Origin of the sequence: Burkholderia sp. AU45251 (assembly GCF_030482905.1) — a bacterium.
Lineage (GTDB): Bacteria > Pseudomonadota > Gammaproteobacteria > Burkholderiales > Burkholderiaceae > Burkholderia > Burkholderia aenigmatica.
Genome location: NZ_JAUJQH010000001.1, coordinates 1,479,940 through 1,491,867 on the forward strand (window position 1 = coordinate 1,479,940; position 11,928 = coordinate 1,491,867).

11 protein-coding genes and 1 pseudogene are annotated in these 11,928 nt (G+C 65.8%); 8 read left to right on the forward strand and 4 right to left on the reverse strand.

Annotated elements, in window-relative coordinates; all coding sequences use genetic code 11:
- Nucleotides 1-7 precede the first annotated feature (7 nt).
- The 3 genes from mauD to QZM67_RS06630 are packed head-to-tail and all read right to left on the reverse strand — an operon-like array spanning nt 8 to nt 2,356.
- The gene (mauD, locus tag QZM67_RS06620; protein WP_122947823.1) at nt 8-640 is read right to left on the reverse strand and encodes a methylamine dehydrogenase accessory protein MauD; all 633 of its coding nucleotides are present in this window, start codon (nt 638-640) and stop codon (nt 8-10) included.
- Nucleotides 637-1,191 (reverse strand): MauE/DoxX family redox-associated membrane protein, encoded by a 555-nt coding sequence (locus QZM67_RS06625; RefSeq protein ID WP_301801365.1) that lies wholly within the window; start codon nt 1,189-1,191, stop codon nt 637-639. The genes mauD and QZM67_RS06625 overlap by 4 nt, the downstream gene beginning before the upstream one ends.
- 7 nt (nt 1,192-1,198) lie before the next feature.
- Nucleotides 1,199-2,356, reverse strand: coding sequence for an amine dehydrogenase large subunit (locus QZM67_RS06630; protein WP_301801366.1), 1,158 nt, complete (start codon nt 2,354-2,356; stop codon nt 1,199-1,201).
- 244 nt (nt 2,357-2,600) lie between these two features.
- Here QZM67_RS06630 and QZM67_RS06635 point away from each other — a divergent pair, with 244 nt between their 5' ends.
- The 4 genes from QZM67_RS06635 to QZM67_RS06650 all read left to right on the forward strand — a co-directional run bounded on the left by QZM67_RS06635 (nt 2,601) and on the right by QZM67_RS06650 (nt 8,183).
- Nucleotides 2,601-3,563, forward strand: a complete 963-nt coding sequence (locus QZM67_RS06635; protein ID WP_301801367.1) for a helix-turn-helix domain-containing protein — start codon at nt 2,601-2,603, stop codon at nt 3,561-3,563.
- A gap of 127 nt (nt 3,564-3,690) precedes the next feature.
- On the forward strand, nt 3,691-4,635 hold the full coding sequence (locus QZM67_RS06640) for a GlxA family transcriptional regulator (RefSeq protein ID WP_043180401.1): 945 nt from the start codon (nt 3,691-3,693) through the stop codon (nt 4,633-4,635).
- A gap of 502 nt (nt 4,636-5,137) precedes the next feature.
- Nucleotides 5,138-6,850 (forward strand): M36 family metallopeptidase, encoded by a 1,713-nt coding sequence (locus QZM67_RS06645; RefSeq protein WP_301801369.1) that lies wholly within the window; start codon nt 5,138-5,140, stop codon nt 6,848-6,850.
- Between the two features lie 79 nt (nt 6,851-6,929).
- A complete protein-coding gene (locus QZM67_RS06650) occupies nt 6,930-8,183 on the forward strand; it encodes a M20/M25/M40 family metallo-hydrolase (RefSeq protein ID WP_301801371.1) in 1,254 nt (417 codons plus the stop codon).
- A 61-nt stretch (nt 8,184-8,244) separates the two neighbouring features.
- Here QZM67_RS06650 and QZM67_RS06655 read toward each other — a convergent pair whose 3' ends face one another.
- Nucleotides 8,245-8,949, reverse strand: coding sequence for a GNAT family N-acetyltransferase (locus tag QZM67_RS06655; RefSeq protein WP_301801373.1), 705 nt, complete (start codon nt 8,947-8,949; stop codon nt 8,245-8,247).
- 119 nt (nt 8,950-9,068) lie between these two features.
- Between QZM67_RS06655 and QZM67_RS06660 the strand changes: the two genes are divergently transcribed.
- The 4 genes and pseudogenes from QZM67_RS06660 to QZM67_RS39920 form a co-directional block, all read left to right on the forward strand.
- Complete coding sequence (locus QZM67_RS06660) at nt 9,069-9,428, forward strand: YbjQ family protein (RefSeq protein WP_043180408.1); 360 nt, start codon at nt 9,069-9,071, stop codon at nt 9,426-9,428.
- A gap of 941 nt (nt 9,429-10,369) precedes the next feature.
- Nucleotides 10,370-11,179, forward strand: a complete 810-nt coding sequence (locus QZM67_RS06665; protein ID WP_301801375.1) for a 2OG-Fe(II) oxygenase family protein — start codon at nt 10,370-10,372, stop codon at nt 11,177-11,179.
- Nucleotides 11,180-11,216: 37 nt separating this feature from the next.
- Nucleotides 11,217-11,843, forward strand: coding sequence for a DUF47 domain-containing protein (locus tag QZM67_RS06670; RefSeq protein WP_301801377.1), 627 nt, complete (start codon nt 11,217-11,219; stop codon nt 11,841-11,843).
- Nucleotides 11,800-11,928: pseudogene (locus tag QZM67_RS39920) on the forward strand (inorganic phosphate transporter); the annotation flags it as partial. The gene QZM67_RS06670 and the pseudogene QZM67_RS39920, both read left to right, overlap by 44 nt.

Sequence of the window (11,928 nt, forward strand, 5' to 3'; positions counted from 1 at the left end):
CGGCCGGTCATGCGTGCTGCGCGTGCGCGTCGTGGTCGTGGCTGTGATCGCCATGCACGAACTGCTGCAGCGATGCGACACCGCGCTCCTTCGCTTCGAACAGGCTCTCGAGATGCTCGCGCGTGTTGACGAGCCCCTTCGCGCGCACCGTGCCGGTCTCATCGAGCAGCACCGCATACGGCAGCTTGCCGATCTGGTATGCGAGGCCGAGCTCCTGCGACAGCACGTACGGGAAGCGCCCGAGATCGTGCTTGCGCGCGAAGCGCGTGTGTTCGTCGACCTCGCCGTCGCTCGCGAGCACGATGTTCACCGGCGTCGCTTCGCTCGCCTGCAGCGAGGGCAGCAGCGGCAGCAGCTTCTTGCAGACGGGGCACGTCGGCGACAGGAAGAACAGCAGCGTCGCCTTGCCCGACGCATCGAAGCCGCCAACTTTCACCTGAGAGCCGCGAATGTCGGTCAGTTCGAAGGTCGGCGCGATCGCGCCGACTGCCGGCCCCTTGTCGATCATCAGTGCGCCGGCCGGCATGATGCGTTCGTACAGGATGCCGATCTGGCGCACGAGCGCGAGACAGATCGCGCCGAGCGCGAGGACGGCCACCCACAGCAGGGCGGTGGAAACGGTGAGAGCGGTTTGCATCATGAATTCCTCAGGTGGGAAAGGCGCGGGTCGTTGGCGAGCAGCACGTCGACGGTGAGCAGCGCGCAGACGATCAGCAGCACGGAGAAGAACAGCGTCACGTAGTCGAACCACACGACCGCGCGTGTGCCCGGTTCGACGAGTGCGGTCGCGGCCAGCGCGGCGAGCAGCAGTGCGCGCCCGACATGCAGCCAGCCGATGCCGCGCGGTGCATCCGTGCGCGCGGCCGCGAAGCCGGAACAGCCGCAGTCGATGTCGGTGTGGCCGCGCAGGAGATTGATCGCAATCGCGACGGCGAACGCCAGCAGCAACGCGATCAGGCCGAGCGAGCCGGCTGTGCGCGTATCGGGAAACAGCAGCGCCGCGGCGACGACGACTTCCGCGAGCGGAATCGCGAACGCGACGGGCGCGGTCAACGCGTCGGGCAGCAGCCGGTAGCCGGCCAGCGCCTGGCTGAACGCGGCGGGCCGGCGCATCTTCGCGACGGCACCGAGCAGCACGACGACGGCAGCGCCGGCCTGCGCGCTGGTGGCAAGGACGGGATCGAGTGTCATCGCGGCCTCACGGGTTGACGAGCAGCGACGACGTATTGCCGATCTGCTTCTCGACGTGCTGCAGCTTGCCCGTGCGCGCATCCATCACGACGAGGTCGGACGTCGCCGTCAGCCCGTAGAACAGCGGCTTGTCGTCCTCGCTGACCTGGATCGACACGAGCGGATCGATCTTCTGCTGCGCGAGATCCCAGCGCGCGATGCGCTGTTTCGACTTCAGGTCAACCACCCACACCTGCGTGCCGGGATCCTTGTGCGAGCCGTCGCCGCCCTTGTGCATCAGCACGTAGTAGCGGTTCTGCCTGGCCTGCACGGCGGTCTGCTGCATGCCGCCCGGGCGCCAGCCTTCGGCGCGCTCGGCGTCCGTCAGCAGCGGCCACGGCTTGCCGAATACCGGCTTGTCGCCGCTGAAATCCGCACTGCGCACGTTGCCGCCGTAGGTCGTGAACAGGTAGTCGCCCTTGTAGCGCGACGCGTTCACGAACGCCGGATCCTGGTCGACGTCGATGAACGCCTCCGACATCGCACGCTTCGTTTCCTTGCCGTTCGCATCGAGCGTGACGGTCAGCGCCTTGCCGCTTTCGCACAGCGCGGTGAAGCGATCGTTGCCCGACGGATAGGCGAGCACGCAGGCCGCCGTGTCGATTTCCGACAGCACCTTCTTCGATACGGCGTCGATCACCGTCACCGATGCGGCCGGCGTGATGTTCGCGACGTACAGCCGCTTGCCGTCCGCGCTGAACGCCGTGTTGTACGGCGACGGCACATGCTGCGCATGCTTCGCCGGAATCACGATCTCGCCTGCGTGATCGAGCGTCGTGTTGTCGGTCAGCTCGACCACGTCGGTGCGCGTGCCGTGCGAGCCGCGCGAAAAGTAGGTCGTCGCGACGAAGCTGGTCCGGTGATCGGGCGAAATTGCGAAGCCGGGGCCGAAGCCGCCGTCGATCTGGCCGAGCAGCTTCTTCGCATCGGCGTCGTACGCGTAGATGCGCCCGTCGGTCATCGACGGCATCGAGATGTCGACGATATAGACCTCGTGCGGATGCCACGGCGGCATCTTCCGCACGACCAGTTCCTCCGGTTGTTCCGTCGCGTTCGCGCTGCCGATCCATGTCGCCGCGAACGCCAGCGTCGCCGCGAGCACCGCGGTTCGTCGCCTTGTTCTCATGTCGCCTCCAGTTGGGGAATCACGTGATGTGGGGCGACTGTAGTTCGACAATAAATCCGGTCAGCACCCGGACCGGCACCGCGTGCGTGCCGATTCGGGATATTGGAAAACCGCCTGAAAGCCACGCCGGCTGGCGGCTTCCGACCCTCTGACGAATGTGCCCGGAATAGCGCTCCCCCTTATTGCGCCGACCGCACGGTCGGTTTAATCTTGCGCGGTCCTGATCGATGCACCTGGAGGCGCTGTGTTCGTGTTTCACGAGAGGTTCGACAACGCGGACCGGCATGCCGAGGCGCTACGCGGCTGGAACCAGCGTTACGACCAGATCGGCTCCGGCCCGTATCGCAGCGCGATCAAGCATGCGGTGCTGGACGGCATGCAGCTGTTCCAGGAAGCCGCCAACGTTCGCATCATCCAGCGCGGACGATTGCCGCACGACCATACGGTGTTCGGCATGCCGCTCACCGGCTCGGGTGCGTTCGCATTCGGCGGCGTGCGCATCGAACACGGCACGATGGTGATGGCGCGCGGCGGTGCGCCGTTCGAGCTGCATTCGCCCGACGACATGTCGCTGATCGGCGTCGTCGCCGATGGCGAACTGATGCAGCAGGTCGAGGATGCGGCCGACGTCCACCTCGACGAAGCCACGTTGCGGCGCGGTGTCGTCGACATGCCCAACGCCGTGCTGATGCGCGCGAGTGTGCAGATCGCCACGCAACTCGAGCGCGTGCTGTCGGCACCCGATACGTACCGCGACGCACGCGCGCAGCGTGAACTGCGCGGCGAGATCGGCAACGTGCTCGTCGATCTCCTCACCTACCGGATTCCCGAACCGTCGAACCGTCTCACGCACGCCTGCCGCGCCGACATCGTGCGCCGCGTGCACGACTACGTGATCGGCCATCCCGAAGCACCGGTCGACGTGCTGAGCCTGTGCGCGCAATTGCGCGTGAGCCGGCGCACGATGCAGAACAGTTTCCAGTCGGTCGTGCAGACCAGCCCGCTGCACTACGTGCGCTCGCTGCGCCTGTCGCAAGTGCGGCGCATGCTGCTCGATACGCGGCAGGCCGACCTGCCGATCAGCGACGTAGCCGCGCGCTGGGGCTTCATCCATCTCGGCCATTTCGCGAACGCGTACAAGGCGCAGTTCGGCGAGTTGCCGTCGACCACCGCGCGCCGTTCCGTGCGCGGCGCAAAAACGCGCTGACGCCGCGCAAAACCCGCGATAATCTCCCGCTGACCGTTCGGCGCGCGCGAGCCGGCCGCAACGCATACCCGACCGCTCGCCGCCCCGTGCGATGCGCGACGACCACCGGATTCCATCCCCTGCCCCGATGCCCGAGGATTTCCACTTCCTGCTGCTGCCCGGCTTCTCCGCGCTCGGCTTCATGTCCGCGGTCGAACCGCTGCGCGTCGCGAACCGTTTTCGCACCGAGCTCTATCGCTGGCACGTGATCAGCGCCGACGGCGCGCCCGTCGCCGCGAGCAACGGCATTCCGGTCGCCGCCGAAGCCGCGTGCGCGGAGGTCGACAAGGTCGACACGGTGTTCGTCGTCGCAGGCTTCGATCCCCTGACGTGCTATACGCGCGCGATCGGCGACTGGCTGCGCCGCCAGCACCGTCATGGTGCAACGCTCGGCGGCATCGACACCGGCAGCTTCGTACTTGCGGAAGCCGGGCTGTTCGACGCGTCGCAGCCGCTCACGCTGCACTGGGAAGCGCTGGCCGCGTTCCGTGAACGCTACCCCGGTCTGAACGCGACGCAGGAGCTGTTCGAGATCGACGAGCGGCGCATCACGTGCGCGGGCGGCACCGCGTCGATCGACATGATGCTCGACCTGATCGGGCGGCGGCACGGCGCCGATCTCGCGGCGGCGATCTCCGAGCAGTTCGTCGTCAGCCGGATCCGGCAGCGCTCGGACAGCCAGCGGCTCGAGATTGCCGCGCGCTACGGCGTGCACAACCGCAAGCTGATCCAGGTGATCGGCACGATGCAGCGGCACATGGAAAACCCGCTCGGCTCCGATGCGCTCGCGCAGGAGGTATCGATCACGCGGCGCCAGCTCGAACGGCTGTTCAGCGCGACGCTGAACGACACGCCGACGCATTTCTACCTGAACCTGCGCCTCGATCGCGCACGTGAACTGCTGCAGCAGACCGACATGAGCATCACCTCGGTATGCGTCGCGTGCGGGTTCGAATCGCCGTCGCATTTCTCGCGCACGTATCGCGCGCGATTCGGCTTGAGCCCGCGTAGCGACCGGCGTGCGACGCGCTGATCGTCACGGGTTTCAAGCACAATCCGGCGCGGTATTGCGCGTTCCGGCAGCGTTTCCCGACGCTCGCTGAACAATGCCGGTGATTGATCGACGGACTGAAGCGGTCATCGAAAATAAATTGGAATGTCGCTGAAAATGTTCTGTAACATACCAAAAAAAGTTAGATAGGCAGCCTAACGACATGCGTGCTGCATCTCGACGCATGTCGAGCGCCGCAGGCTGCCAACCGATATCGATTCGATCCGAGGGGTATGACATGACGATGCTCGATTCGCCGTCGCCGCACCTGCCTGCCGTTCGCTTCTTCGCGCGCTTCTCGGCCTGTTTCTCCCCCTCTTCGCCCGCCTGTTTCTTTTCGACCTGACATTTAGGGTTCCTTAGTCAGTCGACACCCCCAACACCGCTTCGCCGCACCGGTTCCATCGAGCCGGCGCGCGGGCCGTGTCGTGCCTGCGCGCCACGAACGCGCGGGCGTGTCCAACCGTTGAGATGAGGATCACGTATGCAGACATCACGCAAAGCACTGCCGCTCGCCCTGGGTCTCGCGCTCGGTTTCGGCATCGTCGGCGGCACCGCGGCCGATACGAAAGTGTCGAATCCGCAAGCAACGAGCCTGCGCGAAAGCCTGACACGCGGCGTCGCGCCGCCGGCCGCCAAGGCCGATACGGCCGCCGGGCAGTTCCGCGCGGACGGCGTCGCCGTCACGCTGTACGCCCCCGCGTATCGCGCGAAGAAAACCGCCACGACGCCCGCTGCTACCGCACGCGACTTCGTCGCATCGCAGGCCACGCAGCTCGGGCTCGACGCGACCGCGCTCGCGAGCCTCGTCGTCACGTCGGAGCGCAGCGATGCCGATTTCACCGTCGTGCGCCTGCAGCAGCAGGCAGCCGGATTGCCCGTGTACGGCAGCGATATCGCGGTGACGGTCGCGAAGGACGGCCGCATCCTGTACGTCGCGAGCAACACGATCAACGGCGTGGTCGCGACCTCGCGAAAGTCGCAGGCCGTCGACCAGCAACAGGCGCTCGACCGCGCCCGCGCGTATCTCGGCGTGAGCGGCTTCACGAACCTGGATGCGCAGCTCGTCGCCTTCGTCGACAAGACCGGCACCCATACCGCGTGGAAAGTGCGCGGCCGCCCGAACGACGGCCCGAAAGGCGACTGGGAACTGCTGATCGACTCGGGCAGCGGCGACGTGCTGCGCGCCGAGGACAAGGCGTTCTACGCGACCGACGGCACGGGCTTCGTGTTCCGGCCCGACCCGCTGTCGCCGACCAAAAGCAGCTACGGCAGCACGGGCTACAAGGACAACAACGACGCCGACTCGTCGCAGCTCACCGCCGCGCGCGCGCGCGTGACCTTGAAGGATCTCGCGCAGTCGGGCGCGCGTTACTCGCTGTCGGGCCCGTACGCGGTATGCGTCGATTTCGATGCGCCGCTCGACAACGCGTGCCCCGTGCAGTCGACGCCCGCGTTCGAATTCACGCGCGGCAACCTGTATTTCGAGGCCGTGAACGCGTACTACCACATCGACTCGTTCCTGCGTTACGTGAACCAGACGCTCGGCATCAAGGCGATGCCGTACCAGTACACGGGCGGCGTGCAGTACGACCCGCACGGCGAATCGGGCGACGACAACTCGTCGTATTCGTCGAGCAGCGGCCGTCTGACCTTCGGGCAAGGCGGCGTCGACGATGCGGAGGACGCGGACGTCGTGATCCACGAGCTCGGGCACGGCATCCACGACTGGGTGACGAACGGCGGCCTGTCGCAGCAGGAAGGGCTGTCGGAAGGCACCGGCGACTATCTCGCCGCCGCGTACAGCCGTGACTTCAACCAGTGGAGCCCGTCGGATGCGCAGTACCACTGGGTCTACAACTGGGACGGCCACAACGAGTTCTGGGGCGGCCGCGTGACCAACTGGAACGTCGGGCGCACCTATGCGCAGGCGCGCGGCGCGGAGATCCATACGGCCGGCCAGTACTGGGCCTCGTGCAACCTCGTCGCGCGCGACGCGATCGGTGCGCAGGCGATGGACAAGGCGTTCCTGAAGGGGTTGTCGATGACCAACGGCTCGACCAACCAGAAGGCTGCCGCGCAGGCCGTGCTGACGGCTGCGTCCGCGCTGGGCTACAGCAGCGCGCAGCTCACCGCGATCGGCAATGCGTACAACCAGAGTTGCACATACGGCGTGACCGTGCCGAAGAAGTCGTAATTCCGCAGCAGGCGGGGGCGCATCGCACGACCTGCGGCACGCCCTCTTCCTCGACATCGCCATCCTCACGAGATCGAACATGCCTACTCTGAAACTGACCCGCCTGAGCGCCGCGCTCGGCGGCATGCTGCTGACCGCCGCCGCGCACGCGACACCGGTGTGGATCACGCTCGGCGACGCGGCGTTCCGCCAGTTGCAACGCATCGACGCGAGCGCCACCGCGCAATACAGTACGACGCTCGATGCCGGCAAGACGGCCGACGGCGCCGCGCGCCGCGAAACCGTCCATGTCGTCGAGATCGACGACTCACGGCTCGGCGAGCTGGCCCACGCCGTCCACCATACGCGCGGCCACGGGCCCGGCTATGTCGTGCACGACGCGTTCGACGAAGCACGCCAGGCACTGCAGCCGTTGCCGCCGACGCTCGCGAAGCAGGCCGCTGCCTCCGTGTACAAGGTCTCGAACGCGCCGCAGATCGGCACGTGGATCCAGCAACTGCAGGCCAGCAACATCGTCGGCACGATCACGTCGCTGTCCGGCTTCACGAACCGCTACTACACGACGTCGCACGGCGTCGCCGCATCGGACTGGCTCGCCTTGCAGTGGAAGCAGCTGGCCGGTTCGCGCGCCGACATCACCGTCGAACAGTTTGCACACGCGGGCTTTCCGCAGAAATCCGTGATCCTGACGATCCGTGGCAGCGATCCGGCCGCGGGCACCATCGTGCTGGGCGGCCACCTCGATTCGACGGTCGGCCGCACGACCGAGAATACGCGCTCGCCCGGCGCGGACGACGATGCGTCGGGTATCGCCAGCCTCACCGAAGCGCTTCGCGTGCTGCTGGCGAACAACTACCGGCCGAAGCGGACGATCAAGTTCGTCGGGTACGCGGCCGAGGAAGCCGGCCTGCTCGGCTCGAAAGCGATCGCGAAGCAGTTCCGCGCGCAGAATGCGAACGTGATCGGCGTGCTGCAGCTCGACATGACGAACTACAAGGGCGATCCGAAGGATATCTACCTGATCACCGACTACACGAACGCGTCGCAGAACACCTACCTGACGAATCTGGCGAAGACCTACCTGCCGGAACTCGCGATCGGCACGTCGCAGTGCGGGTATGCGTGCTCGGATCACGCGTCGTGGAATGCGCAAGGGTATCCGGCGTCGTTCCCGTTCGAGGCCGACCAGAACGACAGTCCGTATATCCATACCGTGAACGACACGCTGGAGAATTCGGATCGGCAGGCGAATCACGCGTTGAAGTTCGGCAAGCTGGCGCTGGCCTACGCGGTCGATCTCGGTGGCGATGGCGGCACCGCTGTGAAGCCCTGACGGCGTGCGGCCGGGAAGGAGGCGGCTGTATGTGCTTCCTTCCCGGCGGCGCCGGTCAGATTCAGATGATCTCGTCCAGCGTCCCGTAAAGAAGCATGCCCATCGCCCGCGCAACTGCCGCGGAAGCCGGATTGTCGAGCTGGCACCGGTACTGCGGCTCCAGCCCCTCGCGACAGGCCGCGACACTCATCGCGCGCACGACGCCGCGCGCGTGGCCGTTGCCCCTGAATTCGGGCAGCGTCAGCACGCCCATGTCGGCCAGGCAGGAATGCCACCACGCATAGACGCTACCCGCGCATACCAGCCGATCCTGCTCGAATGCACCGAAAACGCGCCAATGGTCGAGTTCGACGCTGGCCGTATCGAAGTCCTCCGCCGGCATCGCGGCGGTGAATGCGTCGAATGCCGGTCGATCCGCCGGCGTCAGCGCATGGACCGTCGCGGGAATCGCGTGATTCTGCAGATCGGCCAGGGCCGGCGCGGAATAGTAGAAAAGATTGTCCGCGCCGCACAATCCGCCGCCCGAGACCGACAGGCGATCGAGGAACCCGGCCATCGTCCACGCATCCGCTTCTTCCAGGCGCAGCGTGCGCGCAACCTTCTCCTGCACGACGATCCGGTTTTTCCCGTCGGTCGGCACGAGGATCATGCCCTGCTCGTCATCGAGCGCGGAACTGACGGCGATCTGCAGATCGTTGCCGTCATGTACGCATCGGTCTCCCGAAAACTTCTGCTGCCAGAACGCGTTGATACATTCGTTAAACACTGCCCACCTCTCGATTGTTTGACCGGCTGCCTCGCGATACCACGACAGGCTCACCGCCTGCTTCGTGCGCGCGTCCGGATAGAATCGGCGTTCGACCACTCCGCTACCGAGGTTCCGCCATGACCGATACCAGCCGCTCCTTCGACGATCTGTCGCCCGCTCGCGTCACGACGGCTTTCGACCTGCCCGGCCACACGACCGTCCGCTCGCTCGGCGTCGCGCAAGGCATCATCGTGCGCTCGCGCTCGATCGTCGGCTCGTTCGGCGCATCGCTGCAGACGATCTTCGGCGGCAACATCACGCTCTATACGTCGCTGTGCGAGAAGGCCCGCCAGCACGCGTTCGACAAGATGCTCGCCGATGCGCGCAAGCTCGGCGCGAATGCGATCGTCGCGATGCGCTACGACTCGACCGAGATCGGGTCGGGGGTAACCGAAGTCATTTGCTACGGCACGGCCGTCGTCGTTGAACCGACATGATGCCGGACGCCGGCGAACCGCGTGACGCCGTTCCGCCGGACCGGCCGGCCGGGCACCGCCCGCTGTCCCGAAATTGTTTCGACGCATCGCCGGCAGCCCCCGATCGCACCTGGGCAACCTGCCGGCGAAGCCGCGTAAAACGCATGCGAAGTTTTCGATTGACGCGCCGCGCGGTTCCCTCTTAACATCGCACTCGTTTTCATTCATGGAGGCTTCTGTGCCTACCGATGCGAGTTGTAGTTGGTCCTGTACCAACCTGACTGCCGCCTGAGGAAGCTTCGCAGAGCCTTGTCTTCTGCCGCATCCCGGGATAGCAGGATGCGGTGTCTTTCAGGATCGGCGTGCCGTCGATCCGAAATTCCCGTACTCGACAATTCAATCGCCGCTCGACACTTGGGCGGCGTCCGTACGTGACCCGCGTCGCGTGCGCGTGTCCGGCCGCATGCTCGCGCGTGCGCAGCCCAGGTTCACGCACGTGTTGCACAAATAGACAGGAGTTCGAAATGGACGACGACCCTAGCCGATTAAGCTGCGCCGGCGCGCGTTCGCACGCCATGCCGGCAAACACCCGACTCCCAGCCTCTTATCAGCCGATCGCGCCCGACGCGGCGCGGCGGGAAGCGTTCGTCCGTCGTTGACGTCGTGACGCTCCCGCCGTGTGCCGCCCGGCGCCTGGAGCACGCATGACACGACTCGATATCTCCGCTCAGCCGCACCGGCAACACCGGCTCGGCCACGACAGCCGCAAGGACGCTCATCCGCGTCGCCGCCTCATACGTCATGTGCGTCGAGCCGCCGCGGTTCCGTCACGCGCTCCGCGATGACGCCGACCGGATCGCGCACACCACGCCCCGCCTTCTCACGTGCCGGCAACGCGGCAACGACCGTCGTTCGGCACCACGCCATGTCCGATGTACCGGGAGAACACCATGCAAAACCGTATGAAACTCCACGCCAGCCGGCTGATCCGCGACAGCTACGTCTACTTCAAGATGCCGTACGCACTGCTCATGCATTTCGACCGGCTCGCGGCAGCCTATGACCAGCTGGATCGCAAGCAAAAGCTCGCGTTCTCGTTTCCGGACCAGACCGACGGCTTCCTGCCGTTCGGGCTCGAATACTCGCATACGCCCGAGCGGCCGAATCTGTGCGACCGATTCTGCTACTGGGTCGCGCGGCGCGACGCGCATCGCGGCTTTCCGCTGGTGAAGTCCACGTTCTACCGCGAATTGGCCGCCTACGAAGCCTGCATCAGCGCGATCGCACAGGATCTGCTCGACGCGGTATGCGACAACCTCGGCGGCACGCCGCAGCCGCCGGTCCGCCACAGCTCCTACCTGCAGCTCTGCGCGTACGAGCAGCATCACGGCAGCCACGACCGCGCGTATCTGCAGGATCCGCACGAAGACGGCCACCTGCTGTCGTTCATCCGGCCGACCGCACCCGGCTTGATCCTGCTGCCGGATGCGTCGCCGATTTCCGCGCTGCCGCGGTCCGACGAAATGATCGTGCTGGCCGGCTCGCTGCTCGAAGCGCTCACCGACGGCGAAGTGCCGGCGATGCAGCATGCCGTCGAACGCCCGCGCACACGCACACCGCGCAAGTCGCTGATGTACTTCGTCAATCCCGACCTGTCGGCCGGGCACGCCAGCACGATCGTCAATCAGCGTCCGCTGGACTTGCGCTCGCTCGCGGAGCGCCGGCACGTCGCGTTCGGCAACAGCATGCTGTGCCGCCCGTGCGCGGCCTGACCCGCGTCATTCCGCCCACCTTTTCCCCGGAGAATCCATGCTTGGACGCTTCCTCCCCGTCGAAAACCGGTTTTTCGACCTCTTCGACACGCATGCGCAGCACATCGTCCTGGCCGCGTGCGAGGTTCAGATGCTTCTCGACAATCTCGACGATGCCGAGCTGGCCATGGCCAACGTCCAGACCACCGAACGAACCGGCGACAAGCTCGCGCACGATGCGATCGACCTGCTGCACAAGACCTTCATCACGCCGCTCGATCGCGACGAGATCCACAAGCTGGTCACGACGATGGACGACATCCTCGACCTGATGGAGGACGTCGCGACCACCGTCGTGGTCTACGACCTGAAGTCGGTCACCGAGGAAGCCAGCGAACTCGCGGACATCGTCGTGCAAGCGGCGCTGCAGGCGCAAATCGCGGTGAACCGGCTGTCCGACATGAAGCTGTCGGCGGAGATCCTCAAGGCATGCGAAGAGATCGACGCGCTCGAAACCCGTGCCGACCGAGTGCTGCGATCCGCGATATCGAAACTCTTTCGCGACGACATCGACGTGAAGACGCTCATCAAGCTGAAGGGCGTCTACGACCTGCTCGAACGCATTACCGACAAATTCGAGGATGTCGCGAACATCATCGAAGGCATCGTGCTGGAAAACGCCTGAGCGGATCACGATGCATTCGATACAACTCGCCCTCTGGATGGTCGCGACGCTGGTGCTCGTCGCGCTCGTATTCGACTTCATGAAC